This is a genomic window from Streptomyces sp. NPDC015032 (genome assembly GCF_043080425.1).
Classification (GTDB): Bacteria; Actinomycetota; Actinomycetes; order Streptomycetales; family Streptomycetaceae; genus Streptomyces.
The window spans coordinates 42,451-67,233 of record NZ_JBIBVN010000037.1; the positions used below are offsets into that span (position 1 = coordinate 42,451).

24 protein-coding genes and 2 pseudogenes are annotated in these 24,783 nt (G+C 69.7%); 11 read left to right on the forward strand and 15 right to left on the reverse strand.

Translation table 11 applies throughout. The features are described from left to right. Nucleotides 1–3 precede the first annotated feature (3 nt). Entirely contained in the window at nt 4–891 is an 888-nt protein-coding gene (locus ACF08M_RS33675) for an HAD-IIA family hydrolase (RefSeq protein ID WP_392189064.1), read from the reverse strand. Between the two features lie 122 nt (nt 892–1,013). Between ACF08M_RS33675 and ACF08M_RS33680 the strand changes: the two are divergent. Continuing rightward, nucleotides 1,014–1,640, forward strand: a pseudogene (locus ACF08M_RS33680) (phosphoribosyltransferase); the annotation flags it as partial. A 171-nt stretch (nt 1,641–1,811) separates the two neighbouring features. Here the strand turns inward: ACF08M_RS33680 and ACF08M_RS33685 are convergent. Next, nucleotides 1,812–2,822: an ABC transporter permease subunit gene (locus tag ACF08M_RS33685; RefSeq protein ID WP_392189065.1), complete on the reverse strand. Its 1,011-nt coding sequence runs from the start codon at nt 2,820–2,822 to the stop codon at nt 1,812–1,814. Between the two features lie 116 nt (nt 2,823–2,938). Then, a complete protein-coding gene (locus ACF08M_RS33690; protein ID WP_392189066.1) occupies nt 2,939–3,892 on the reverse strand; it encodes an ABC transporter ATP-binding protein in 954 nt (317 codons plus the stop codon). Between the two features lie 295 nt (nt 3,893–4,187). On the opposite strand from ACF08M_RS33690, the gene ACF08M_RS33695 reads away from it, so the two are divergent. Beyond that, complete coding sequence (locus ACF08M_RS33695) at nt 4,188–5,435, forward strand: sensor histidine kinase (protein WP_392189067.1); 1,248 nt, start codon at nt 4,188–4,190, stop codon at nt 5,433–5,435. Further along, nucleotides 5,432–6,088, forward strand: a complete 657-nt coding sequence (locus ACF08M_RS33700) for a response regulator (protein ID WP_392189068.1) — start codon at nt 5,432–5,434, stop codon at nt 6,086–6,088. Before ACF08M_RS33695 ends, ACF08M_RS33700 begins: the two co-directional genes overlap by 4 nt. 202 nt (nt 6,089–6,290) lie before the next feature. On the opposite strand, the gene ACF08M_RS33705 is transcribed toward ACF08M_RS33700, so the two are convergent. From ACF08M_RS33705 to ACF08M_RS33725, 5 genes are all read right to left on the reverse strand, one after another. Continuing rightward, the gene (locus ACF08M_RS33705) at nt 6,291–6,533 is read right to left on the reverse strand and encodes a hypothetical protein (RefSeq protein WP_392189069.1); all 243 of its coding nucleotides are present in this window, start codon (nt 6,531–6,533) and stop codon (nt 6,291–6,293) included. A gap of 310 nt (nt 6,534–6,843) precedes the next feature. After that, nucleotides 6,844–8,352 (reverse strand): alpha/beta hydrolase, encoded by a 1,509-nt coding sequence (locus ACF08M_RS33710; RefSeq protein ID WP_392189070.1) that lies wholly within the window; start codon nt 8,350–8,352, stop codon nt 6,844–6,846. 155 nt (nt 8,353–8,507) lie between these two features. After that, nucleotides 8,508–8,717, reverse strand: coding sequence for a DUF397 domain-containing protein (locus tag ACF08M_RS33715; protein ID WP_392189086.1), 210 nt, complete (start codon nt 8,715–8,717; stop codon nt 8,508–8,510). Nucleotides 8,718–8,864: 147 nt separating this feature from the next. After that, entirely contained in the window at nt 8,865–9,080 is a 216-nt protein-coding gene (locus ACF08M_RS33720; RefSeq protein WP_392189071.1) for a DUF397 domain-containing protein, read from the reverse strand. Then, complete coding sequence (locus ACF08M_RS33725; RefSeq protein ID WP_392189072.1) at nt 9,077–9,913, reverse strand: helix-turn-helix domain-containing protein; 837 nt, start codon at nt 9,911–9,913, stop codon at nt 9,077–9,079. The genes ACF08M_RS33720 and ACF08M_RS33725 overlap by 4 nt, the downstream gene beginning before the upstream one ends. A gap of 280 nt (nt 9,914–10,193) precedes the next feature. Here ACF08M_RS33725 and ACF08M_RS33730 point away from each other — a divergent pair, with 280 nt between their 5' ends. The 4 genes from ACF08M_RS33730 to crcB (ACF08M_RS33745) all read left to right on the forward strand — a co-directional run bounded on the left by ACF08M_RS33730 (nt 10,194) and on the right by crcB (ACF08M_RS33745) (nt 11,715). After that, a complete protein-coding gene (locus tag ACF08M_RS33730; RefSeq protein WP_392189073.1) occupies nt 10,194–10,415 on the forward strand; it encodes a hypothetical protein in 222 nt (73 codons plus the stop codon). A 126-nt stretch (nt 10,416–10,541) separates the two neighbouring features. Further along, entirely contained in the window at nt 10,542–10,952 is a 411-nt protein-coding gene (crcB, locus tag ACF08M_RS33735) for a fluoride efflux transporter CrcB (protein WP_392189074.1), read from the forward strand. Beyond that, nucleotides 10,949–11,344, forward strand: a complete 396-nt coding sequence (locus ACF08M_RS33740; protein ID WP_392189075.1) for a DUF190 domain-containing protein — start codon at nt 10,949–10,951, stop codon at nt 11,342–11,344. Before crcB (ACF08M_RS33735) ends, ACF08M_RS33740 begins: the two co-directional genes overlap by 4 nt. Next, nucleotides 11,341–11,715, forward strand: coding sequence for a fluoride efflux transporter CrcB (crcB, locus tag ACF08M_RS33745; protein WP_392189076.1), 375 nt, complete (start codon nt 11,341–11,343; stop codon nt 11,713–11,715). Before ACF08M_RS33740 ends, crcB (ACF08M_RS33745) begins: the two co-directional genes overlap by 4 nt. A gap of 170 nt (nt 11,716–11,885) precedes the next feature. Here crcB (ACF08M_RS33745) and ACF08M_RS33750 read toward each other — a convergent pair whose 3' ends face one another. Then, on the reverse strand, nt 11,886–13,331 hold the full coding sequence (locus ACF08M_RS33750) for an MFS transporter (RefSeq protein ID WP_392189077.1): 1,446 nt from the start codon (nt 13,329–13,331) through the stop codon (nt 11,886–11,888). A gap of 233 nt (nt 13,332–13,564) precedes the next feature. Between ACF08M_RS33750 and ACF08M_RS33755 the strand changes: the two genes are divergently transcribed. Further along, on the forward strand, nt 13,565–14,131 hold the full coding sequence (locus tag ACF08M_RS33755; protein WP_392189087.1) for a MarR family winged helix-turn-helix transcriptional regulator: 567 nt from the start codon (nt 13,565–13,567) through the stop codon (nt 14,129–14,131). A gap of 28 nt (nt 14,132–14,159) precedes the next feature. On the opposite strand, the gene ACF08M_RS33760 is transcribed toward ACF08M_RS33755, so the two are convergent. After that, nucleotides 14,160–14,336 carry an SDR family oxidoreductase gene (locus ACF08M_RS33760; RefSeq protein WP_392189078.1) on the reverse strand — a complete coding sequence of 59 codons (177 nt, stop codon included), beginning with the start codon at nt 14,334–14,336 and terminating at the stop codon, nt 14,160–14,162. Here ACF08M_RS33760 and ACF08M_RS33765 point away from each other — a divergent pair. Beyond that, nucleotides 14,306–14,876: pseudogene (locus tag ACF08M_RS33765) on the forward strand (transposase); the annotation flags it as partial. The gene ACF08M_RS33760 and the pseudogene ACF08M_RS33765 overlap by 31 nt on opposite strands. A 394-nt stretch (nt 14,877–15,270) precedes the next feature. Here the strand turns inward: ACF08M_RS33765 and ACF08M_RS33770 are convergent. Continuing rightward, nucleotides 15,271–16,341 (reverse strand): CU044_5270 family protein, encoded by a 1,071-nt coding sequence (locus ACF08M_RS33770; RefSeq protein WP_392189079.1) that lies wholly within the window; start codon nt 16,339–16,341, stop codon nt 15,271–15,273. Continuing rightward, on the reverse strand, nt 16,338–16,970 hold the full coding sequence (locus ACF08M_RS33775) for an RNA polymerase sigma factor (protein ID WP_392189088.1): 633 nt from the start codon (nt 16,968–16,970) through the stop codon (nt 16,338–16,340). The genes ACF08M_RS33770 and ACF08M_RS33775 overlap by 4 nt, the downstream gene beginning before the upstream one ends. Before the next feature lie 330 nt (nt 16,971–17,300). Here ACF08M_RS33775 and ACF08M_RS33780 point away from each other — a divergent pair, with 330 nt between their 5' ends. Further along, nucleotides 17,301–18,068 (forward strand): SDR family oxidoreductase, encoded by a 768-nt coding sequence (locus tag ACF08M_RS33780; RefSeq protein WP_392189080.1) that lies wholly within the window; start codon nt 17,301–17,303, stop codon nt 18,066–18,068. Nucleotides 18,069–18,217: 149 nt separating this feature from the next. On the opposite strand, the gene ACF08M_RS33785 is transcribed toward ACF08M_RS33780, so the two are convergent. Beyond that, on the reverse strand, nt 18,218–19,375 hold the full coding sequence (locus ACF08M_RS33785) for a Dyp-type peroxidase (RefSeq protein WP_392189081.1): 1,158 nt from the start codon (nt 19,373–19,375) through the stop codon (nt 18,218–18,220). Nucleotides 19,376–19,591: 216 nt separating this feature from the next. On the opposite strand from ACF08M_RS33785, the gene ACF08M_RS33790 reads away from it, so the two are divergent. Then, nucleotides 19,592–20,803, forward strand: coding sequence for a right-handed parallel beta-helix repeat-containing protein (locus ACF08M_RS33790; RefSeq protein ID WP_392189082.1), 1,212 nt, complete (start codon nt 19,592–19,594; stop codon nt 20,801–20,803). A gap of 7 nt (nt 20,804–20,810) precedes the next feature. On the opposite strand, the gene ACF08M_RS33795 is transcribed toward ACF08M_RS33790, so the two are convergent. Beyond that, nucleotides 20,811–21,491 carry a hypothetical protein gene (locus ACF08M_RS33795; protein WP_392189089.1) on the reverse strand — a complete coding sequence of 227 codons (681 nt, stop codon included), beginning with the start codon at nt 21,489–21,491 and terminating at the stop codon, nt 20,811–20,813. Nucleotides 21,492–21,810: 319 nt separating this feature from the next. After that, nucleotides 21,811–24,201 (reverse strand): SdrD B-like domain-containing protein, encoded by a 2,391-nt coding sequence (locus ACF08M_RS33800; RefSeq protein ID WP_392189083.1) that lies wholly within the window; start codon nt 24,199–24,201, stop codon nt 21,811–21,813. Nucleotides 24,202–24,783: the final 582 nt, after the last annotated feature.

The window sequence follows — 24,783 nt, forward strand, 5'->3', positions numbered from 1 at the left end:
TCCTCACGTCCCGGGGCGCTCCGGCCGCTCCAGCCGTTCCAGGAGGTCCGGCAGACCGGCGAAGGAGTCGATCACGTGGTCCGGGGTGCCGTCGGCGGCCCGGTGGGTCTCGGGGAGGTACTTGCCGGTTCTGACGAGTACGCCGGTGAGCCCGGCACGCTGGGCCGCCAGTACATCGGACTCGATGTCGTCGCCCACCATCAGGGCCTGGGACGGCGTGGCGCCGAGATGTGCCAGGGCCGCGGCGAAGAACGACCCGGCGGGTTTGCCGGTGATCTCCGCCTCGACGCGGGCAGCCCGTTCCAGCCCCAGGAGGAAGGCTCCGGTGTCGAGGTCGAGACCGCCTGCCGTGCGCCAGTACATGTTCCGGTGCATGGCGACGAGCCGGGCGCCGCGCCGCACGTGGTGGAAGGCGCGGTTGAGCGCCGCGTAGGTGAAGGCGTCCCCGGCCCCGCCGATGACGACGACGTCCGGCGCGTCACCGTGAACCGGGCCGGCCTCCACTCCGTCCCCGGCCCCGGCCCCGTACTCGCCCTCGCCCTCGCCCTCGCCCTCGCCCTCGCCCTCGCCGACGAGCGTCACGCCCGTCAGGTCCTCCCGGACGTCGCCCGTGTTGATCAGCAGGCAACGGGCGCCGGGGTGGTGCTGCCGCAGGTGGGCGGCGGTGAGCGCGGGGGCGGTCAGGATGTCGTCGGCCGAGACGGGGAAACCCTCGGCGGCCAGTTTCCCGGCGATCGAGGCACGGGTGCGGGAGGTGGTGTTGGTGACCAGCGCCAGCGGGAGCCCCGCCTCGCGCAGCCGTTCCATGGCCGCCACGGTGCCCGGCAGCGCCTTCCAGGACACCGTGAGCACACCGTCGATATCGATCAGGACCGCTCCGATTCGCTCCATGCCACCGACCCTGCCCGAGTTGCGCGGACCCCGCACTTGGGGTTGTTTCGAGGTAGGGAAAGCGGGTGGGGTACGCACGGTCCCGTGTGGTCCCTGTCCCCCCTGGTTGGGGGTGAACCGCCGTGCTGTTCGCCGACCGCGCGGACGCGGGACAGCAGCTGGCCGAGGCGCTCCGTCATCTGGAGCGGGAGAACCCCGTCGTGCTGGGCCTGCCCCGCGGCGGAGTCCCGGTGGCCTTCCAGGTGGCACAGATGCTCGGCGCCCCCCTCGATGTGATCGTGGTCCGCAAACTCGGTGTGCCGTACCACGAGGAGGTGGCGTTCGGCGCCATCGGAGAGGGCGGGGTACGGGTCCTCAACGAAGACGTCGTCAGCCATATCCGGGCCGGGAAGCAGGATCTCGCGGCGATCGAACGCGTCGAGGCGACGGAACTCGCACGGCGGGCGCAGGCCTACCGCGCGGGCAGGCCGCGGGCGCCGGTCGAGGGCCGGACCGTGATCGTCGTGGACGACGGCATCGCGACCGGTGCCACGGCCGAGGCCGCCTGCCGGGTGGTACGGGCACAGCACCCGGCACGCGTCGTGGCGGCCGTGCCGGTGGCGCCGCCGGACGCGGTCGTCCGGCTGCGGCACAGCGCGGACGAGGTGGTGTGCCTGTCCACGCCGCGCCTGTTCTACGCGGTCGGCGAGTGGTACCGGGACTTCGGGCAGACCTCCGACGAGGAGGTCGTCTCCCTGCTGGCACGGGCCCGGCACAGCGGACATGTGACACCCGGCACCGACTGACACCCGGCACCGACAGCCGGTCGGCCAGCCCGGCGCGGGGAGGCCGGCCGTCTCGGGTCCCGCAGTGTGGCGGCAGCTGCTCCCGTTGTCCCGGGCCGGTCAGTCAACGTGACAACGCCCTGCAGGGCCTACGGTTCACAAGAGCCGCTCCCGTCCCCACACGATGATGAACGTGACGATGGCCGCGGTGGCTGTGAGCATGATGGCTGCTCCCAGCCACTGCATCGGCTGCATCTGGGAGATCGGGAGGTAGTCGGTCGCGTAGCCGATGACGTGCTTTGACTCCAGGCAGGACGTGTGGGCTCGGGTGTTCTCCATCTTGTCCAGGCACGTCGTCCAGTCCAGGCGGGCTCCCGAGTCGGTGAGGAAGTACGTGCCTTGGCCCTGTTGCACCGCACCGGCGGGCAGTTCCGGCTGCCGGGCGTCGGGGCCTACGCCCTTGTGGGTGGTGACCGACAGGACGTGGCCCAGGTTTAGGCGGAAGCGGTCCCAGATGAAGCCGATCGTCACCACTGTGCCGAGTGTGACCACCATCGACACCAGCGTGCGTCGCAGGAGCATGCCGATCGCCGCGCCCACGGTGAAGGTGAGCAGAGCGTAGGCCGCCGGCATGATCCCCGTGACGTCGAAGAGCACGCCGCTCGTCCACTCCAGGTTGACGTCACGGCTCCTGACCGGGTTCCACCACCAGGTGAAGACGGCGCCCAGCGCGGTGGTGGACAGGGCGATCAGCGCGGCGGGCATCGCGAGCTTCGTGGTGAGCCAGCGGAGGCGGCTGACGGACTGCGAGGCCACCAGCTTTGCGGTGCCGGACTCCAGGTCGCCCGCGATCAGCGGGGCGCCGATCAGGACGCCCGCCAAGATGGGGGCGTAGCCCAGGTAGCTTCCGACGCTGAACAGGCGGCCGGTGTACTTCTCGATGTCGGGCGGAAGGCTCTTCTGGGGGGACGTGGCGAGGTAGTCCGTCAGCTGGCCGCGCAGGTAGATCATGGCCAGCATCGTCAGGAGCGTCAGGGCGAGCAGGGTCCAGAACGCCGCACGGTGCTGGCGCCAGACCAGCCAGACCGGGCCGCCGAATCGGGGGCCCTTGCGTGAGGGGCGTGCGTCGGGGGCCGTACGGGCCGGGTCGTGGGTGAGCGTGGTCATGCGGTCACAGCCTTCTGCCGGTCACGGGTGAGGATGTCGTGGATGTCGCCGACCCAGGGCCTCTCATTTGGATCATGCCGGGCTCGCGGGGTCCGGCCTGATCCAAACGAAAGGCCCTAGGCGCCGGGGGCGATCAGCGGGGGCGCGTCGGGTGAGCGCAGGTAGGCGAGCAGCAGCTCCTCCAGAGTGGGCGGCTCGGCCTGTCCGCCGTACTGGATCGGGGCGCCGAGCCGTACGAGGACGCCGGGCCGGCCCTCGACGCCGGACAACTCGGAACCGATGACCCGGTGCGGGCTCCCGGCCGGGAACGAGGTGCCCGGCGGGACCGCGACCAGAGCGTGTGCCGCCCGTAGTTCGTTTACCTCGCCCGCGAGACGCAGGCCGCCGTTCGCGACGACGAGGAGGTAGTCGCAGATGTGTTCCAGCTCGGCGAGCATGTGCGAGGAGATCAGTACCGTCGTGCCGCGTTCGGCTGCCGCCGCCGTCAGCGTGGCCATGAGCTCGCGGCGGACCAGCGGGTCGAGGTCAGCCATCGGCTCGTCGAGGATGAGCAGGTCAGGGCACTTTCCGAAGGCCAGGGCGAAGGCGACGCGGGTGCGCTGACCGCCGGACAGCGTGCCGATCCTCGCCGCCAGCGGCACCTGGCCCGCGCGGACGATGCCCTCGGCGACCTCCTGGTTCCAGTGGGGGTTCAGCTCGTGGCCGAGCCGCAGCGTCTCGGCCACGGTGAAGCGCCGGAACAGTGGCTTCTCCTGGGTGAGGAACGCGGTGCGCAGGACCGCCTCCGTCGAACCCGGGGCCGCGCCGAAGATCCGCAGCGCGCCGGCCGTCGGGCGGATCATGTCGGTGGCCAGGCCCATCAGCGTGCTCTTGCCGGCGCCGTTGGGTCCTACGAGGCCGCAGACCCGCCCGGTCGGCAGCCGGAAGGAGACATCGCGCAGGGCCCAGCCGCGCCGGTACTTCTTGCCGAGCCCGTGGGCCTCGATCGCGGGCGCGGGGGACTGCGGGGACGTACGTGCGGGACACCGCGATCCCGGTCCGTTTTCCAGGTGCATCGTCGCGTGGTCCATGGGTGGGTGGCTCCTGTACGAGGTGGGAGGTGGGGGCCGTGGGGGGCCTTCGAGGGTCCGCACTACGGTGGCGTTGGCCGTGGTGGCGATGTACTTCCGTGTCAGGTGTCAGGTGTCAGGTGTCAGGGAGGGTTACGCCGCTTCCGGTGGACGCAACTCTGCTCGGCCGCCGCCCGCGGGGTATCGGGCGAAAGACAGATCATGCGCGGCAGGCTCCGACTTTCGGCCGGTGCGAGAGATCTCGGGTGTGCGAGATCGTGGCGGGATGTTGAGCAAGCTGAGAGAGGTGAGGGACGTGACGGAGGTGGCGACTGGGGCGACCGGGGCGACCACACCCGCGGTTACGCGGGGGAACGGACGTACGCGGCTGCTGCCCGTCACGTCATGGGTGCTGCTGGTCGCGGCCCTGGCCGGCCTCGTCCTTTTCGACCTGCTGGCCGGCTTCTACTGGATCGAGAACCACGGCCCCGCCAAGCTGATCGGCGCCTTGCTGGCCGTCGGAGTGGCCATTGCTTCGCCTTGGTTCGACAGGGACCGGGCGCTGCCGATGACGGCCTGCGCGCTCGCGGTCGTGTCGCTCTGCCTCTCGGTGTGGCTGCACGTGGAGATGGTGGCCAGTTCGCAGGCCTATGGGCTCGCCGAACCGGCGGCGCTGCTGTGGCTCCTGCTGGTCGTCGCCCGGCGTGGGAAGCCCTCGTGGGTGGTGGCGGCCGTGCCCGTGCTGTGCATGGCCATCGTGCTGCGGCCGGTGGCGGTCTCGGTGCGGCAGTCCACCGTCATCATGGCGCTGCTCTTCGCGCTGGCTGCGGTCACGGCGCTGGGCGTCGGCCTCGGGACGCGGCTGCTCCTGGTGGACCGGCGACGGCAGGCGGCGGCGCTGCGTCTCGAACAACGGACGGAGTTCGCCAGGGACCTGCACGACTTCGTCGCCCACCACGTGACCGGCATCGTCGTACAGGCGCAGGGCGCCCAGGCGATCGCGGACCGCCGCCCCGAACTCGTGCCGCCCGCGCTGCGGCGGATCGAACAGGCCGGCTCGGAGGCGCTGACCTCCATGCGGCACATGGTGGGGATGCTGCGCGACGCCGACGGGGAGGTGGCGGTGACGCCACTGGCGGGGATCGACGAGATGCGGTCGCTGGTCGAAGAGTTCTCGGCGGTGGGTGGCGCGCGGGCCAGGCTTGACCTTGAGGGGGCCGTCGACGATCTGCCGGTGGAGGTGACCACCACGGCGCACCGGGTGGTGATGGAGGCCCTCACCAACGTACGCAAACACGCCCAAGCCTGTACGGAGGTACGGGTACGGGTGAGCCACTCGGAGAACCGGCTGACCGTACGGGTCAGCGACGACGGACGGCCGCGTCACGTCTCACATGGCGGCTTCGGGCTGAATGGGCTGGCCGAGCGGGTGGGCCTGATCGGCGGAAGCATGCAGGCGGGGCCGGTGACAGGCGGCGGCTGGAGTGTGGAGGCGACGCTTCCGGTGTCGACGGCCAGGGTGTCGGCGGCCGGGACGGCCATGGCAGGAGTGGCGGCTTCGTGACGATCCGGGTGCTGATCGCCGACGACCAGGCCATGGTGCGCGCCGGGTTCGCGATGATCCTCGCGGCGGAGGACGACATCGACGTCGTCGGGGAGGCCACGGACGGGGTCCACGCCGTGGAACTCGCCGAACTCCACCGCCCGGACGTCGTCCTGATGGACATCCGCATGCCGCGCATGGACGGCCTGGAGGCGCTGCGCAGACTGACGCGTCCCGGGACGGTGAACCCACCGAAGGTCGTGGTGGTCACGACGTTCGACGACGACGAGTACGTACAACGCGCCCTGACCCAAGGCGCCTCCGGCTTCCTCATCAAGGACTCGGGCCCCGCCCTGCTCGTCGAGGCCATCAGGGCGGCCGCCTCCGGCGAGGCCCTGGTGAGCCCGGCGATCACGGTCCGACTACTGCGGCAGCTCAACAGCGCCGCGCCCGCTCCGCGCGAACCGCACACCGCACTCTCCGAGCGGGAGAAGGACCTAGTGCGCCTGGTCGCCCGAGGCCTGACGAACGCCGAGATCGCCGACGAGCTGACCATCTCGGTGGGCACGGTGAAGACCCACCTCGGAAATGTTCAGACGAAGCTGTCCGCCCGCAACCGCGTGGAGATCGCGGCTTGGGCCTGGGAGTCGCGGTTGGTGGAGGGGCGGGGGTGAGCCACGCTCGCACTGGCCCTCGCCAACTTGACGTCCCAGGTCAAAAGGCTGGTGTGATCGGTCCTCGGGGGACTTGTGCTGGTCATCGGCGGGAGTCCACGGACAAGATCATCCGTCAGCGGATAGTCTCGGAGTTCGTCAGGACGAGCAGAGCACGCAGGACTTTGGTGGCGCACTCGTCCTTTTCACGTAGGACACCGCCTCAGCGGCGGCGGGCCAGGAGCGTCGTGCCGACAATGACGCATCCGATGGCCAGGATCTTGCCGGCCCCGTAGTAGTGGGACCAGTCATTGTCAGCCGTGCCTCCGTGCAGGATCAGCCACAAGAGCAACCCTATCCCGCTCACAGCGAGGACCACTCCTCCGGTCAGCCTGAGCCCGGCCCACCAGGGAGCGTCTCCGGTGGGCGCGGGTTCGGTGTCCTGGCCCCGCTCGCGGTCACTCACCTTGTGTCCTCTCCTACGACCATGATCTTCTGCAGAGAAGACGTGGCCCACCACGGAGGGGTTCCACGCCAGGATGCAGTGTCGGGGCACCGCTCGTTCAGTCGCGGTCGGCTACCTGTTTCCTGGACCACGCAGTGGCGTCAGCTCCGTATCGAGCCAAGAGGCGTGCGAACTGGATAGCGGGCGGGCCGGGAGCCGGGCAGCGGGCGGGCCGCCCCGGTCCATACGGCCCCCGGAGCGGCCCCTCGGCCCGTGCGCCGCGCCGCCCCGCCCACGCACCCCCGCACCGCCCCTCGGTCCACCCCCTCGGTCAGTCCGCGCAGTAGGTGTCCCGTGCCGGCCGTTTGCCCGTCGTCAGGAACGTGGTGACCGAGCGGTCACCGCACGCGTTGCCGTTGCCCAAGTAGACGCCGTGCCCGCCGTGGTCGACCGCGACCATGCGCGCCCGGCCGCCAAAGGCTGCGCGCATCTTCAGGGCTCCGGAGTACGGGGTCGCCGGGTCGCGCAGGCCCTGGATCATCAGGACGTTGGACGGTCCCCGGTCCGTGATCCTGGTCGGCTGCTCGGCGGGGGCGTCCTTCCAGAAGGTGCACGGGGTGATGTTCGCCGTCATCCCGGCGGTCAGCGGGTACTTCACCCGGTCGACGGCAACAGCCCGCGCGTACGAGGAGACCGTGCCCTGCCAGCGCACGTCGTTGCAGATCACGCCGATCGTGATCGCCGCGTCCGCGTCCGTCATCGGCCCGCTCAGTGCGCCGGGCAGGACCGGCTTCGCCGAGGTGTCCCGAGCCTCCTGCACGAGCCGCGCCAGCTCGGCGAAGGCGGCGTCGTTGTACAGGGCCAGCTGGATCTCCTGGCGCAGCCGGTTGCCGGTCAGCGGGATGCCCGGCGTGGTGGACTCCTTCGGTTCACGGTCCAGCCGCGCCGCCAGGTCCAGCACCAGTGGCTGCACGTCCTCGGCCCGCCGGGCCAGTCGCAGCCCCTCCGCTTCCCTGGCCGGGTCCGAGGCCCAGCGCGCGAAGTCGGGGAACCGGTCGGCCGCCCCCACCGCCATGTTCGCCAGCCAGCCCTTGGCCACCCGCGACGGGTCCGGGTCACCGCTGCTGTCCAGCACCCAACGGTCCGTGTGCTGCGGGTACTTCTGCGCGTACACGGCGCCCACGTAGGTGCCGTACGAGCTCCCCCAGGCCGACACCTTCTCCTCGCCGAGGGCCTGCCGGAACCGGTCGATGTCCCGTACCTCGTTGGCCGTGGTGAGGCTCCGCAGCAGCGCTCCGCCGTTGCGGGCGCAGGCCTCGGCGATACGCCGGGACCGGGTCACGTTCTCGGCGATCGAGCCGTCGGCACCGGGCCAGGACCGCAGGTTCACCAGCTCCCGGTCCTCCGGGATGAGCCCGCAGCTCGCCTTCGGGCTGCCGCCGACCCCGCGCGGGTCGAGGCCCACGATGTCGTACCGCCCCTCCGTCTCCCGCTGCAACCGCTCCCCCTTCTGCGTCACCCGCTGCACCCCGGAGGAGCCCGGACCGCCCGGGATCACCATCAGCGTCCCGCGCCGGGCGGCCGGCCGGTCGCTGCGGACCCGGGTCACCGCGAGGGAGATCTGCGGGCCGTCCGGGTCGCGGTAGTCCAGCGGTACGGGAAGCTCGGCACACTCCTGGGCGGCGGGGCCGCCGTCCTGGGCACAGGGCCGCCAGGAGAGCGCGGGGGCGGCGGGGTTGGCGCGGGCGACGGCTTGCGAGGGCACGGTCCCGGTGAGGGCGGTGGCGACGGCGGTGACGGACAGGGCGACGAACGCGGCTGATTTTCCGTAAGTCCTCATGCTGCAAGCCTTGTTGAGCCTGCGCCCGCAACCCATCCGGGAGGCATGCGGGAAGACGGTGGGGCTAACCCCCGGTTGCGCGATGCAGACAGCGAGAAGCCCCACCATGCGTTGCACGATGGGGACTTCGGGATCGCATGCGCCGGACCTGGCGATCAGACGGTGCCGAACTCTCCGGCCTTGACGCCCTCCACGAAGGAAGCGAACGAGGCGGGGGAGGTGTTCAGCACCGGACCGCCCGGATCCTTGGAGTCACGGACAGGGACCACGCTGCGCAGGGCGACGAGGTTGGCAGCGACCTCGATGCAGGCGCCGCCGTTGTCGCTGTACGAAGACTTGAACCAGTGGGGGGATTCGGTTGCGATCACCGTGGGGGTGTCCTTTCCTGCCTCTGGGACAACGCCTCAGCCTGAACCCGAAGTTGATGGCCGTCAACGGGGCAGTTCTGACAGCGAGAAGCCCCACCGCGCGGCGCACGACGGGGCTCTGGATCGCAGCGCCGGACCTGGTAATCAGACGGTGCCGAACTCTCCGGCCTTGACGCCCGCCACGAAGGAGGCGAACGAGGCGGGGGAGGTGTTCAGCACCGGACCGCCCGGATTCTTGGAGTCGCGGACGGGGACCACACCGCGCGGGGCGACGAGGTTGGCGGCGACCTCGATGCAGTTGCCGCCGTTGTCGCTGTACGAAGACTTGAACCAGCGGGGGGACTCGGTCGTGGTCGTCACGGGGTGCCCTTTCGTGCCTCGTTGATCATGGCCACCGATGCCGCCTGGGACAGCGCTTCGGCCTGTAGCTGATGGTAGGCCGTCAACAGCGGTAGCACGGACGTCGTATCGCGTTCCAGATGTCCCCGCATCTGGGATTCCGCGTACGCGATCACGGACAGGTCCGACAGCGTCAGCAGGTTCACCGGAAGGTTGAACGGGCGACGCTCCCCCATGTCGTACGGGGCGATCTGGAGCACGGTGTTCGGTAGCTCGGCGAACTCCAGCAACCGGTCGAGCTGGGCGGCCATGACCTCGTCCCCGCCGACCCGCCTGCGGATGCAGCTCTCGTCCATCACCACCAGCATCGTGGGCGGTCGCGGACGCACCAGAGCCGCCTGGCGCTCCGCGAGGAACGAGACCCGCTCGGCTGCCTGTTCGGGGACGATCGCTCCGCGCCGCAGGGCGCTGTCCGCCAGCACCCGCGCGTACTCCTGTGTCTGCAACAACCCCGGAATGATGCCGATTTCGTACAGCCGGATCTCTACCGCGCGTCCCTCGTGCCCCACGTACTGCGGGAAACCTTCCAGCAGCGAGCCGTGCCGGATCTCGCGGTACTGGCGTTCGAACGTGTCTGCTGTTTCCCCGGTGCCGAAGATCTGGTCCGCACTGCGCGAGAACCGAAGAGTCGGCATCTTGCGACCAGTTTCGACAGCGGAGATGTGTGTGCCGGAGTAGCCCATCCGTTCGGCTAACTCCTCCTGCTTCCATCCGCGTTCCTCCCGCAGGCCGCGAATGCGCGCACCAAAGGCCGCCTCCGGGCTGCTCTCGGGGTCCAACTCCTTGCGGTTCAACGGCTGTCACCTGACTTTTCGCTCGTACCCAACAAGTTGAAGCGCTCCAGACTCTAGGCCAATCTGAGCCCGCTTAGTAGTGGAATGACTACGGAGAGGAGTGACCCGTGTCCGCACAGACCGGTCCCCCGGCCGGGCAGAAGCCTTGTCGCGGGTGTCAGAAACTCCGCCTGGCCGAGGCCCTTGCCAACGATCAGCACGACTACAGCAAGGCGACGGACTGCCGGGTGCTGCTCCGGCGCCACCGGAACACGGCGGCCTGTTCGGAGCGGGGGCCGGCATGAAGGAACAGGAACAGGGACAGGAACTGGAGCCGGGACAAGGACCGGAACCCGTACCGGAGTTGCCCGAATTCAACCCGCTGCGCTGGCCACCGTGCGCGTGCGCGCGCTGCCGTTCCCGCGAGGACGACGATGACGGGGACTCCGCGGTGATACGGCAGCTCCGGGCCAGGGTCGCCGAGGAGAACGGCCTGCGAAGCTCCCTCCGGCGGGCGCGGTAAGGACCTCCGGCACACTGCCGGAGGCCGGCGGGCCCACCGAGGGTGTGGCGGGCCCACCTGGTGCGGTGGGCCCGCCGGGAGTGCGGCGATAGCCTGGTGCATACAGCAGGCAGGAGACATGTGCGCATGGGAACCCGGAATCCCCAAGCTTCCGTCGTCGCGGTGGTCGCGCTCGGCGGCACGCTCGGGGCGTCCGCCCGCTACGGCGCCGCACTGATCTGGCCGACCGCCCCGGACGGCTTCCCCTGGACGACCCTGATCGTGAATGTCGTCGGCTGCGCCGTGATCGGCGTGTTCATGGTGGTGATCAGCGAGGTGTGGGCGGCGCACCGGCTGGTGCGGCCGTTCTTCGGTACGGGGGTGCTGGGCGGCTTCACCACGTTCTCGACGTACGCGGTGGACATCCAGCGCCTGGTCGAGGGCGGCCGGGCCCGTACCGGCCTGGCGTATCTGGGACTGACACTGTGCGCGGCCCTCGCGGCGGTGTGGAGTGCGGTGTGGGCGACCCGCCGCGTGCTGGCGTGGAGGCAGTCATGACGGCTCCGGACACGGAACGGGCGCTGCGCCTGACGGTCCTCGTCGGCGAGTCCGACGGGTGGCATCACCGGCCGGTGTACACCGAGATCGTGCACCGGGCGCACCGGGCGGGACTGGCGGGCGCGAGCGTCTTCCGGGGGATCGAGGGGTTCGGCGCCGGGTCGATGATCCACACCCAGCGGCTGCTCTCGCTGAGCGAGGACCTGCCGGTAGCGGTCGTGATCGTGGACGCGGAGGAGCGGATCCGCGCGTTCCTGCCGCTCGTCGAAGAGCTGGTCACGGACGGCGGTCTGGTTGTCCTGGACGCCTGCGAGGTCGTCCGCTACGCCGATGGGAGCAACGGCGTAAACCGCGACGACGACACCCCCGACGACCAGGAGCAGCGCCGGTGAACTGGCTCCTGGTGATCCTCGGGGCGGCGGTCGGGGCACCGCTGCGGTACCTGACCGACCGGGCGGTGCAGTCCCGGCACGACACCGTCTTCCCGTGGGGCACCTTCGCCGTCAACGTGAGCGGTTCGCTGATCCTCGGGCTGCTGTCCGGCGCGGTCGCGGCCGGAGCCGCCTCCTCCTCCGTGCAACTGCTCCTCGGCACCGGGCTGTGCGGGGCGCTCACCACGTACTCGACCTTCAGCTACGAGACGCTGCGGCTGGCCGAGGACGGGGCGAAGTTCTACGCCGTGGCCAACATCGTGGCGAGTGTGGTGGCCGGGCTCGGCGCGGCGTTCGCCGGCGTCTCGGTCGCCGACGCGCTCTGGGCCTGATCGAGTCCACCACCACCAAGACCCGCCTGATCATCCGCCGCGGCTTCGGCTTCCACACCGCCGACGCCATCATCGCCCTCGTCATGCTCACCCTCGCCGGAGACAAACCCACCCTCCCCGGCCGCCAACCCACCACAGAATGACCCACACATACGGCAGGAGAGCCCCAATTAGCCTGTCGCGCCGGGTTCGTACGTTTCGGGCTCGTGCACAGGACCAGTGTTGCCACCGCCTCTACGGCCCTTTCCGAGCCACGCGCACAGCAGCGCGACGCCGAGAGCCAGCACGGCCAGCACGAGGCTGGTCACATCGAAAGAACCAGCAAAGTCCGAGGCGGTGACGCGGCTGTCAGGTGTCTGCGGGTTGGCCCCAAGCAGAGCTTGGTAGAGCGCGCCGATGGCGGCGACTCCAAGGCCCATACCCGCTTGGGTGACCGTGTTCAGCACGCCCGAGCCCGCGCCGGCATCGTCTGGATGCACACGTGAAAGGACCGTGTCAATCAGTGGTGCCACCACGAGCCCTTGCCCGAAGCCCGAGATGCCCATGACGGCGGCCAGCAACATGGCTTGGAGGTCCGCCGCTGTACTGGTGACTGCTGGTACAGCGCAGAGGCTGGCAGCCATGATGGCCCCGCCGGCGACGGAGACGCGGATGCCGAACCGGGCGGCCAGCCTCCGGCAGGCAGCGGAGGCGAGGATGAACCCGACTCCGAGTGGCACAAACACCAGGCTCGCATTCATCGGGGACAGCTGGATGCCGGATTGCAGGTGATAAGTGAGCACCAGGAAGAGGCCCGCATTGCCTGCGAAGAAGGCCAGCACGGTGACCATGCTGAGGGGGAAGCCCTTGGCTCGGAGGAGCCTGCCGGGCAACAGGGGGTCGCTGCCTCGGGCTTCGAGGTGGCGTTCCCAACGCAGGAACGCCACAATCATCACGGCTCCCAGCGTGAAGCAGAGATAGGTCCACCATGGCCAGTCCTTCTCGGGGCCGATCGTCAGCGGGATCAGCACAAGGGGCAGAAGCAGCGCAGTGAACGCTACGCCGACGAAGTCCAGCCGCGGGTTGTCAGAACTGCGGCTTTCCGTCACCGCGGGTGCCGCCGCGCAGAGAATGACGATTCCGATCGGCACATTGATCAGGAAGATCATGCGCCAGCCCAGCCCGGCGATGTCCAGGTCGAGCAGCAGCCCCCCGCCAACCAGCCCGGCGATGACACCGGCGCCGATGGCCGCGCCATACGCCCCTACCGCACGGGCACGGTCGCGGCCGTGGACGAAGACAGTGCGGATAAGGGACAGAACTTGCGGTGTCATCAACGCCGCTGAAAGTCCCTGGAGAACACGTGCTGCGATCAGCGTGTTCGCCGAGGGTGCCAGGGCACACAGGAGAGACGTCGTCGTGAACGCTGCGACACCGTACTGGAATACCTTCTTACGCCCAGCGCGGTCTCCGAGTCGACCCCCCGTCACCATGCCCGCGGCGTAAGCGATGACGTAGCCGTCGATCACGAACTGAAGCTGGCCGAATCCGGCGTTCAGGTCGGTTTGGATCTCTGGGGCCGCTACGTTCACGATGAACATGTCGATCTGGCTCATGAACATCGCGAGCAGTACCACCCCAAGTCCTGCCCAGTCCCGAGTGGTCGGCCTCGGTTGGCCTTGACTCTGGTCCGCTGGGGCTACTGAGCCCTCTTCCTCTGCTAATGCACTCATGGCCACCACTGAATGTCGAAGCGCGACGGAGCCTGCACCCAGTACCAGGCGCTCGGTGTAGGATACGGAGTCTCGAAGCTACGTTTAGACCTTAATTGAGGACTAAATGTAGCACGCCATGAGGGGAGTCCATGGAGATGTCACAACAGCAGGCGCCCGAGGGAGCCGAGTCCGTCCGGGACCCTGTGGACTCGATCGCCGCTGCCTGGCGCCGGGAGCGGCCGCAGACCTCGGTGGCGTCTATCGGGGTAGTCACCCGTATCTGGCAGCTTGCGAAGCACTTCGGTGATGACCGCCGTCGAGTGTTGGCTGAGGCCGACCTTGACCCAGCCACCCTCGACCTCCTCAGCACGCTGCGTCGCAGCGGCCCCCCGTACACGCTGAGCACCCGTGAGCTTGCCGAGCAATCCCTGGTCACTGCTGGTGCCATCTCCCAGCGTGTGGCACGCGCTGAACGCGAGAGGCTGGTCACGCGGCGCCCCGCGCCTGGGCGCTCCCGAGCCGTTCTGGTGGAACTCACCGCCGCTGGCCACGACCTCGTAGAGCACACGGTCGACCAGGTCCTGTCACGGGAAATCGAACTACTCGACGGACTGACCTCCGAGCAACGGGACAGCCTGACCGAGCTTCTGCGCACGCTACTCGGTGATGTGCAGGAGAAGCTGAATCTCCAGGGAGTCTCCCAAGTGGGCCACCACACCTAGCCAGGGTCGGCTTTCCAAGTACGGCCGGTCAGTAGCCATACGCACTTGGTGCATTCTGTCCGCCGTCGACGGGGATGTTGGCACCGTTCACCGCCCGTGCCTGGTCGGACACCAAGAAAGCGATCACCGCCGCGACGTCCTCTGGCGCGCCCCTCTCTGACAGCCTTGGCTGAGGACTCCACACCCGTGGAATGCGGCCGATCACGCGAGACCGTCAAACGCTCCGACCTGGCCGGATGAGCCCAATACGGCTACTGTGCCGGCCATACCCGCTTCTTCTGGGGCCTGCGGCTGCACCTGGCGTGCACCCTCCAGGGTCTGCCCGTCGCCTTCGTCCTGACCGGGGCCAAGGCCGACGAGCGCGAGACCGTACTGGTCCTGTTCGCGGCCGAACCGCACCTCCTCACTGCCCGGCCCGGCCAGACACTGATCGGGGACAAGAACCACTTCGGCCGCGGCTTCGAACACGAACTGGCCGAGTACGGCCTCCAGTTGCTGCAGCCGACCCGCAAGGGCGAACGGCAGCGGCCCGGCGGATCCCTGTTCAAGCCATTGCGGCAGGTCATCGAGTCGATCAACGAGACCTTCAAGGGACAGCTCGACCTCGAACAGCACCGAGGACGCACACCCGGCGGTGTCATCGCCCGCGTCATGCAGCGAATACTCGCCCGGACCGCCGTTATCTGGCACAACGACCAGACGGGAAAAAACCACCCTCCGCTCCCTCACCTCGTACGACCACTGACCCCTTGGAATTGATCACCTAGCGGCCAGGGCCTTCCGCTCGGACCGGGCCGGACCCCGCGTGCCCGGCGTGATCCGGACGAGAGACCCAGGGGCGTACGGGCGCGGACGGCCGGCGCCCCCCGCCACCGCAATGCGAGACGGTGGCGGGGGAACGCCGTTGGGGAGGAGCCGCCACCGGCCCCGGGTGATTCACCCCGTTCCACGCCGACAGCGGTCCGTCAGCCGCCGACCCTACGTGTATTGCCCCGTGAGGTTGGGGACGCGGCTGGCGGGGAGGTGCACGGTCCTTCTCCTGGGCTAGTGACGGTTGTGACCGCGCGGCCTCGGGTTCGCCTCGCGCGTCCCCCCGCGCGTCTCCGGCCCCCCGAATGGTCCGGAGACGCGCGGAGTGATCAGCCGGCCTGCTGCTTCCCGGTGGACTCGGGTGCCTTGCCCGGGACCTGTCCGGCCTTGTCGACGATGGCGTGCTCGATCTCGGCGGTGCTGTAGAGGAGGGTCCCGGCCTTCGCGTACGGGGCGTCCTTCGTCCGGTACTCGCGGGAGCCGAGGAAGGAGTAGTCGTCCTTGTCGAAGACCCATTCGGTGCGGTTGCCGTACGTGGTGTCCTCGCGGGCGATGCCGAGGCCCGTGCGGCCTATGGCGTCCTTGGCGTCCGGTGCCTCCTCGACGCCCGGGATCTTCGCCGCCGCCTGGTAGAGGGCCGCGGCCGTCTTCGGCGGCAGCACCCCGCCGAGCAGGCCGCCGATCTGCTCGAAGACGATCTGGTCGGTTTCCTGCTCGGCGTCCTTCCGGACGTGGGCGCGGAGGTAGGCCAGGAGTTCGTCCGGGTCGGTGGGCAGCGAGGCGAGCCAGTGGTAGGTGGGGCGGGACAGTCCGGCGGGGGTGCCGTTCTCGTCCCCGAGCGGGGCGTTACCGACCTCGTCCTTGCCATTGACCCTGGTCAGCCCGATCTTTTTGAGGGGGCGCGGGTCCTGCGGCGCCCAGCTCTCAGTCTCGGTCAGCGGGCTCAGTACGGCCTTGCCGCTGCCGATTTCGGCCTCCCGAACCTTGGAGCGGGTGTAGAGGAACTGGTCGTCCCGTACGACGGGCGCCTCACTCGTGAGGGCGACGGTCGAGAGGCGGTGGAGCAGGCCACCGGTGCCCTGGGTGGCCGTCACCGTCGTCGTCCGGTCCTCGTCGTCCGTACCGAGGGCGAGACCGCCTGCGAGGATTCCGGCCAGTGCCATCGCCGACACGGGGACGAGAAGGGCGGGGCGCAGGAGTCGGCGGGCGGGGCGGGTGATGGGCTGAGCCGGACGGTCACGACGGGAGTCGGCGTCGATGTGGTTCATCAAGATTTCCTTCTGGTGACGGAATCGCTCGGGCGACAGGTCCTCGGTCACCGGAGGGGGAAGTAGCCGGGCCAGGTGCCGGGCTTCGTCGTCGTTCCTGTTCTCAGGAGAGGCGGCGTCTTCGCGGTTCATGGGGTTTCCTCCCGCACGGGCAGGGCCGCGATTGCGGCTGCATTCCTTACCTCTCCGTGGACTCTCGCGGGTTCCACGTCTCTTCGCGGGAGTTCCGCGCGTTCCGTCTGTTCCGCGATCCGGGCGAGTCTCTTGCGGGCGCGGGAGAGGCGGGAGCGCACCGTGCCCACCGGGATGCCGAGCGCGTCGGCGGTCTGCTCGTAGTCCAGTCCGGACCACACGCACAGGGAGAGCACTTCCTTTTCCTGGCGCCGCAGTTGACCGAGAGCCGCCGAGACGGCGCGCAGACGGCTCCGGTCGTCCAGCCGGGACGCTGCCTCCGCCGAGAAGTCCGCCACGGCGGCGGGCGGTGGCTGACGGGCCAGGAAGGCCAGCCGCCTCCGCAGTCCCCGCCGGGTGTTCTCGCACTTGTGCGTGGCGATGCCGAGGAGCCAGGGCAGCGCGGAGCCCCGGCCCTCCTCCAGCCGCTCTCTGCCCTGCCAGGCGGCCAGGAAGGTGTCTGCCATGACGTCCTCGGCGATCGACCAGTCACCTGTCAGCCGCAGCGCGTGACGGTAGACGGCCTGGGCGCAGCTCTCGTACAACTCGGCGAAGGCCTCGCGGTCCCCCGCGCGCAGTCGTCGGCGCACCTCGTTCTCCGCGCCCTCCCGGGCCCCGGTGCCTTCGGTGCCCTGGGGATTCTCCGGGGCCTCTGACTCTGGTGGTTCCCTCACACCCGGTATCTCTCCGCGACCTTGCGCCCGTTCCTGTGACTCATACCACAACTTCTTGCCACAACGGGGTGGGCGGCGGGGACTGAGGGTGTCGTCCGCCCGGAAGGAGAGTGTCCTCGTTGTGGATCGCGTTGACCAGCCGCTCGTAGGCACGGATGCGGTCCCCCGCCCGGCACCACTCCCACAGCAGGCGCTCTCCGTACGATGCGACGTACCCGCATGATCCGAGAGCGAAAGGGTCCTCCCGTGGCAGCCGGCAACACCGCTCCTCCCTCGTCGCGCCCCGTCACCGTCGTCACCGGCGGCAGTCGCGGCATCGGTGCCGCCACCTGTGTCCGTCTGGCGTCCGAAGGACATGATCTCGCCCTGGGCTTCGTGAGCGACGCGGAGGCCGCCGAGCGGACCGCGGCGGCGGTGCGGGCCGCGGGGGCGCGCTGCGTCACGGTGCGGGTGGACACCGCTGTGGAGGCCGAGGTGGAACGGCTCTTCGACACCGCCGCCGCCCAACTCGGCCCCGTCACCGGAGTGGTCAACAACGCGGGGGTGACGGGGCCGCTGGGCCGGCTCGTCGACACCTCCGCCGAGACGCTGCGCCGGGTCCTCGACGTGAATCTCCTCGGCTGCCTGCTGTGCTGCCGCCGGGCCGCGAAGGACATGACGGCCGCCGGGTCCGGCGCGATCGTCAATGTCTCCTCGGCCGCCGCCACGCTCGGCAGCCCCGGGGACTTCGTCCACTACGCCGCCACGAAGGCGGCGGTGGACGCCCTGACGATCGGGCTCTCCAAGGAACTGGGGCCCGACGGCATCCGGGTCAACGCGGTCGCCCCCGGCATGATCGACACCGAGATGCACGCCACCGCGGGCGACCCCGGCCGCGCGGCGGCGGCCGCCTCCGGCATCCCGCTCCGTCGCCCGGGGGCGGCCCCGGAGATCGCGGCCGCCATCGCCTGGCTGCTGTCGGACGAGGCGTCCTATGTGACGGGCGCGGTACTCCGGGTCGCGGGCGGACGGTAACGACCCGGGGCCTGTGCAAGCAGCCCTGGCACCGACCCCCTGAGCAGGTAAAACGAACCGCCTGCTCATGTCCTGAGCATTCCGTGCTCTGCTGTTCATCGGTGCTGGGAACGGGACACTGTTCGTCGAAGGCGGCGGGCGCGGCGTGGTCAGGCGAACAGCCGGGAACCGAGCGGGTGGTGCTGGTCGAAGCCGGGGAGGATGAGGAAGGTCGCGCTGGCGGTTGTGGTGGTGAATTGCAGCAGTGCGTCGGAGGTGTCCATGTGGGTGTGGGTGGCGGTGAAGGTCCGCAGGTCGTTCTGGAAGCTGATGAAGAGCAGGCCGGGGGCGGGGTCGTCGGTGCTGTAGGAGCGGCGGAGCATGAGGCCGACGCCGACGACGTTGGGGTTGGCCCGGCGCACGTGGGCGTCGGCCGGGACAAGGTAGCGCCCGTCTGGTGTTTTGGCGCCGAGGCCCGGGTCCGATGCGACGGTGCCGCCGGAGAGGGGGACACCGGTGGCTCTGCGCCGTCCGAAGACCGCTTCCTGCTCGGCCAGGGACAGGGCGGCGAAGCGCGGCAGGTCGAGTTCCATGCGCCGCAGTACGGCGATCGTGCCGCCGGCGACCGCGGGGGGCCCGGCCAGCCACAGGTGGCGTTGTTGTTCGGCGGTGGTGTGCGGGCCCACGATGCCGTCGATGAATCCGAGCGGGTTTCGTGGCGCGGTAAGGCCGTTGCCGATGGGCACGTTCGAACCGCGGCGTGCGGACTGCCGCCAGCGTTCGTGGATGCGGTCACCGGCCTGGTCCAGGAGCGCGGCGACGACGACCGGTAGGAGCAGCGCGTCGCTGGCGCATATCTGTATCAGCAGGTCACCTCCGCGTGCTCGCGGGTCGATCCGCTCGCGGGAGAATCGCGGGAGGTCGGCCGCGCCGGGCAGCGAGGCGCCGGCCGTGCGCACCAACCGGGGGCCCACGCCGACGGTCACGGTGAGGTCGCCCGGCGGCAGGCCCAGCAGCCGCTGGTCGGTCCCCGCGGTGAGGGTGCGGATGGCCTGGCCGAGCTCGGCCAGTAACGGGCCGGGAGCCACGGTGGCACCGAGGTCGGCCACCACGGCCAGCAGGTTGCGCTGGGCCTGCTGGGGGAGCGTGATGCCTGCCTGGTGTCGGCCGGTCGCCGGAATCGTCATGGGCGTGGCCGCTGCGGAAGGAGCGTGCCGGCCTGGCCGTGCGGAGTCCGATGCACACCCGGCGGTCAGACCGGCGGCCACCATGGCGCCGGTGACATCGAGGAACGTGCGGCGCGACGGGTGGTGATCGGCTCGGTGCATGGTGTGCAGGGTGCCACACCCGAATCGCGCATGCCGGTCAACCTTCCTATTTTGGCGTGGAATTGGACGTCATGCCAGACTGGGATCATGCCTCGATTGACTCTTCGCGTGTTGGCGGCGGTACTCGGCACGCTGACACTTGTGGTCGGCTGCGGCGGCGGCGATGGCGGATCGGGGAAAGGCCGGCGACCGGCCGGTGCGCATGTCACGATTCGAGTGCCTGCCGATGCCCCGACGATCTCGGCTGCGGTGGCCTCGGCTCGGCCCGGTGACCTGGTGCTGGTGGCTCCGGGCGTGTACCACGAGTCGGTGAAGATCGACACGGCGCGCGTCACTCTTCGCGGCGTGTCCCGGGACAAGGTCGTCATCGACGGACGGTTGCAGCAGCCGAACGGTGTCGTCGTCACGGCGCCCGGGGTGGCCGTGGAGAACCTGACCGTGGAGAACAACACGCAGAACGGGGTCCTGGTCACCGGTTCGGCGAAGGCGGCCGCCGGGCTGCCGGGGGGAAGCGGCGGCTACGACACCGGCGATGAGCCCGTCACCTTCCTGAAGTCGTTCCTGGTTTCCCATGTGACCGCGACCCGCAACGGTCTGTACGGCATCTACGCGTTCTCCGCGCAGAACGGTGTCATCGCGCACTCGTACGCGTCGGGCAGCCCCGACTCGGGGATCTATGTCGGCCAGTGCAAGCCCTGCAACATCGTGGTGCGGGACAACGTCGCCGAACTCAACGCGGTCGGTTACGAAGGCACCAACGCCAGCGGCGACATGTACGTGGTCGGCAACCGCCTGGTCGGCAACCGGGTCGGACTCACCACCAACTCCGACCACCAGGAGAAACTGCTCCCGCAGAAGGGCTCCGTCGTCGCGGGCAATCTGATCGCTGCCAACCAGCAGACGGCCACCCCGGTGCAGGCCGACGGCGGGTGGGGCATCGGCATCGGCATCGACGGCGGCAGCGACAACCAGTTCATCCGTAACCGCATCGCCGACAACGGCAACGCGGGGCTGGTGATCACCGCAACCGCCGACGTACCTGCGATCGGCAACCAGATCGTGGACAACATGTTCACCGGCAACGGTGTCGACGTCGGCTGGACGTTCCCCACCGCCACGCGGGGACGGGGCAACTGCCTGCGTGGCAACGATCTGCGCACCACGGTGCCCGCCCGGCTTGCGACGACTGCGTCCTGCCCGCTTCCGGCCAGGTCGTCCTCGCCGGCCGGTAGGTGGACGGCGCCGACGGCGCCCGGTGGCATCCCGTTCACCGAGGTCGCGGCGCCTGCTTCGCAGCCGCAGTTCCCCGACGCCGCCACCGCGGGCGCCACCGCTGTTCCGTCCGTCCCGGCCCTGCCGAAGACGGAGGGCATCCGGTTGCCGCCGGCGTCTCTGCTCGCCGCGAACGCGCGGGTGCAGACGTCCTGAACAGCGGCTACCGGGTCGGGGTGGTTCCGGGTACCGGCTTGACCGGAACGTACTTGTGGGTGTCGAAATCGATGACCACCGGCTCCGGCTGCGAACCCACGCTGACGCGGACCCGGTACATGGTGCCGTCCGAGCCGATCCAGTAGCGCACGTTGCCCGCCGTATTGGAACGGTTGGGGGAGGTCGGCCCGGTCATGACGTCCACCCGGCGCCCGTCCACCTGCTCCCGCCCCCACCAGGCGGCGCCGTTCTGCGGCAGCAGTTCGGCGTTGTCCGGCCGGTCGCCGCCGAGACCGAGCGCGATGGACAGGGAGGTGTCCAGCGCGCTGCCGGACGACAGCAGCGGACGGTCGACCCAGCCCGAAAGGGGCGGCGACGCGGGTGCGTGCGCCGGGGCGTCCGTCATCGGGCGGATGTGCACCGAGGTGGGCGTCCACTGGATCAGCCCGTCGCTGGACTTGGCGCGCCCGGTGCCGTGCACCACGCCGTAACCGACTTTGCGCCGATAGTCGACGGACCCGGTGACGGTCAGCCCGCCGGCGGTGCCTGGCACGGTGATCGTCACCGCGCGGCCCTGCGCCTGGTAGTTGCGGAATCGCGTGATCGCCAGCCGGCTCGCCTCATCCGTCGTCAGCGGGCGCGGACCGCCGGCGTCGGAGCCGCCGTCGGCGACCAGGAACGCGGCCACCGCGGCCACCGCGGCCACCGCAACGGCCGTGATGCCGATGACGGCTGCGGCCCGTCGCGACCGTGGCCATCGGCGCCGGTCAGCCGGACGACCCGGTGGGGCTTGCCGGATTCTCGCGCTCCGCGCGCGGTTCGACGCTGGCACTCTCCGATTCATCCTTTCGATCACCACACCGTCCGGCGGCTGCGGGCTCGCGGCGGTACTCGGCAGTCCGGTGGCAGACCACGCCAAGGCCGGCCCTCGTGGGCCGGCCGAGACGTGATCTGCCCGTCCGCACCGTCCGGATCGCAGACGGGCAGATCACCGTTGTGCGGTCCGTTCAGTGTTGCCTAGCGTGACGATTCCGGGTCACGAACGCGATGACCAGGCCCGCACCCACCAGCAGACCGACGATGCCGATCATCTCCGCCAGCCCGGGCGTACCGGTGCTCGCCAGCGAACCCCCGCCTCCACCGGCCGGGGCCGGGTGGTTGGCAGGCGGTGTGGAGGCCGCGGGCGGCTTCGGAGTCGGTGTCGGTGTGGGAGTCGGGGTCGGGGTCGGGGTTTCCTTCGGGATGTACACCCCGGCGTCGATCGTGTGATCGACCCCGCCCGGCTTGTCCGGTGCCGTGACGGGCGCGTAGCCGTTGCACAACTGCCCGGTGGTCGGCGGGGTCACATTGGAGTCGTGCGCACGGTTGGCACCGGCCCGCGGGAGCGTGAACCTCAGCTCGCTCGCCGGGGGCTGCTCGGGCACCTGGCTGGTGTCCGCGGTGCACACGTCGAACTGCACCGTGTACTTCGCGCCTGGCGTGAGCTCGTACGCGGCGCCGACACCACCGAAGTAGTACTCGCCGGCGGCATCGGTTTTGGTCGTGGCGACCTGTTTGCCGTCCGCGTCCAGCAGGTTGATCGTCGCCCCCGGCAGCAGCACGTGCCCCGGGTCCTGGATCCCGTTGTGGTCGCCGTCGAACCACACGACGTTGCCGATCTGGATCGGCGCGTTCGCCGCCGCGTACGCGATGTCGCCGAGCCCGCCGGCCTTGCCGAACCCGCCTTGCTCCTGGCTGACGAACTGGAACCCGTTGGCGGTCGGGTTGTTGCCCGGGCCCTCACCGGTCGAGATGTCGTGGTACCCGGTCCCTGAGGTCGCGACGTTGACGACCGGGTCGAACTCCGTGCTGACGACCCACTGCTGTTGCGGGATAAAGGCCACCGACCCCAGCGCGGTCTCCTGGTGCGCGTTGGCGAAGGAGTCGCCCGGGAAGTACTCGACGACATCGGCGGGCTGGCCGCCGCTGTTGGCGGGGGTGGCGTGGTTGGGGCAACTCCCGGTGCCTTCCCACTGGTATTCACCGGTGGGAGTGGCGCAGACCATGGTGATGTCACCGCCGGACATGCCGCTTTCCGCCGTGTCGATCCCCGGGCGGGGGTCCAGTCCTCCCCAACCGAGCACATCCATGAACCGGTCGCGGAAACCCAGGATCATCGAGCCGTCGCGGGCGAAGGCGAGGGAGGCCAGCTCCGGCTGCGGATCGATGAAGATGTCGCCCGACTTGCGGTCGTCCCACGTGTCCAGGCTGGTGTTCCACGGGTTCCAGTGGGTGGCCTTGTCGCCGGAACCGAAGACGCTTCCGCGTTTGTCCGTGAGCGGGTGGCTCAGCACCGTGGTGAACCGCTTGCCGTCGTAGGTGGCGACGAAGGCCTTCAGGTCCGCGCGCTGCTGCGTGCTCTCCGCGCTGCACACGCCGCCGACGTACAGCGTGTTGTTGTGGACCTGGAGACCGAACGGCCGCCAGTCGTCGGGGCTCGCGCACCCCGGGTCCGGGATCGGGACCGTCGACTTGGGCGCCGCGGCGGTGGCCCCTGTCGCGTCGAAGCTCACCAGGCTGCGGGTCCGCAGGTTCACCGCGTACAGCGTGGAGCCGTCCTCCGACAGGGCCAGGCCACCGATGCTCTCCTTGCCCGGCGCGTCGGTGAACCCGGGATCCTTGATCATATTGGCGGTGTCGTGCTGCGTCACCGCGGCGTCCGGCACCCGCGCGAACAGCTCCGGCGCACCCGAGCCGTTGACCGGCACCGTGTAGATCGCGCCACCGCCCTTCGGCCCGTACGGGGCGTACCGGCGGGCGAACGCGCTCTGGAACAGCCGGGTCCGGTCCTTGTCGTACGCCAACCCGAACGTCGTGCCCACCTGGTCCTGCGTGGCCAGCGTGGTCGGGCACGCCACATCGGTGGGACACGTGCCCCGGGTCTTCGTCCCGAACGCCACCAGCGCCCGGTTGTCTTTCCCGTTGGGGCCGTTATGGACCGGCACGAAGTACCGCGAGTCCGGGAGCGCGTAGTCGGCCGGATCCCACACCCCCGTCACCACCGAGGCGTTCTTTCCGCCCGACACATCCACGAACGACGTGAAGCTGTCGAAGTGGTTGTCCGCCGTCGACGCGGGCGCCGCCTGCAAGTAGTCGCTGTACGGCGCCGGGACGCTGACGTCGACGCGGTACTGGCCGCCGCTCAGCACCGTCGACCGCGACACCACGACCTTTCCGGTGGAATCCGTGACACCGGTGACAGCATGCCCGGCGGGATCGGAGATCTCCACCTTCATGCCCCGTTGCGGCACGTCCATCGTCGCGTTGATCACGCCGGTGCCGAAGAAATCGCGCAGCACCTCAACCGTCAACGTGCCGTCGGCGCTCGAAGCGGCGGCCGGTCCAGCCGTCGCTCCCACCGCGCCACCCGCCAGCAATAGAACGGATAACCCTATGCGCGCCAGCGGCCCCACAAGCCTCGGGGCCGACCGGCGCGAGTCTCTGCCGACTTGGTTCATGGCATCACACTCCACACTTCTCTTGTCGTGAAAACGAAGCACCCGCTTCTCGCTGCACGCCCACTGCATGACTCGACGTGCGGACGTCTGTCGCGAACGCCACGGAAAAGAAGAAGGGGCCCACTGCTGTCCCGTGGACCGCTTTGCAGCGATCGTTCGTGGATTTTGTGGGCGAGCCGTAAAGGCCACAGGCAGGGAAAAGCGAACACCCGTTCCTAGCCTCGGACGGGGTCACCCTGCATTGTGTTTTTTTACAGCTCAATCACGGTTCCCCCCGCCCCACCGCCTACCTCACCGACCGCCATCGCGAGCAGCGCGCGACATTTTATCCACTGAAGTCTCGCCAGCACCAGCAGATCCTTTGACATCCTCCCCGCTCTGAAGGGCAGGGATTCCTGGCTCAGGCTGCCTGCGGGAGCGGCGCTCCCGGAGGTCTTACGCCCTCAACGCCAGCCGGGATGAGACCAGCCCGGATCAGCATCA

Bases quoted from the DNA above. Each gene is read 5' to 3' on its own strand.
- ACF08M_RS33685 (WP_392189065.1), bottom strand. From the start codon at position 2,822: ATGACCACGCTCACCCACGACCCGGCCCGTACGGCCCCCGACGCACGC.
- ACF08M_RS33710 (WP_392189070.1), bottom strand. From the start codon at position 8,352: ATGAGGACTTACGGAAAATCAGCCGCGTTCGTCGCCCTGTCCGTCACC.
- ACF08M_RS33675 (WP_392189064.1), bottom strand. From the start codon at position 891: ATGGAGCGAATCGGAGCGGTCCTGATCGATATCGACGGTGTGCTCACG.
- crcB (WP_392189074.1), top strand. From the start codon at position 10,542: ATGGGAACCCGGAATCCCCAAGCTTCCGTCGTCGCGGTGGTCGCGCTC.
- ACF08M_RS33770 (WP_392189079.1), bottom strand. From the start codon at position 16,341: ATGAACCGCGAAGACGCCGCCTCTCCTGAGAACAGGAACGACGACGAA.
- ACF08M_RS33785 (WP_392189081.1), bottom strand. From the start codon at position 19,375: ATGCACCGAGCCGATCACCACCCGTCGCGCCGCACGTTCCTCGATGTC.
- ACF08M_RS33730 (WP_392189073.1), top strand. From the start codon at position 10,194: ATGAAGGAACAGGAACAGGGACAGGAACTGGAGCCGGGACAAGGACCG.
- ACF08M_RS33690 (WP_392189066.1), bottom strand. From the start codon at position 3,892: ATGGACCACGCGACGATGCACCTGGAAAACGGACCGGGATCGCGGTGT.
- ACF08M_RS33755 (WP_392189087.1), top strand. From the start codon at position 13,565: ATGTCACAACAGCAGGCGCCCGAGGGAGCCGAGTCCGTCCGGGACCCT.
- ACF08M_RS33740 (WP_392189075.1), top strand. From the start codon at position 10,949: ATGACGGCTCCGGACACGGAACGGGCGCTGCGCCTGACGGTCCTCGTC.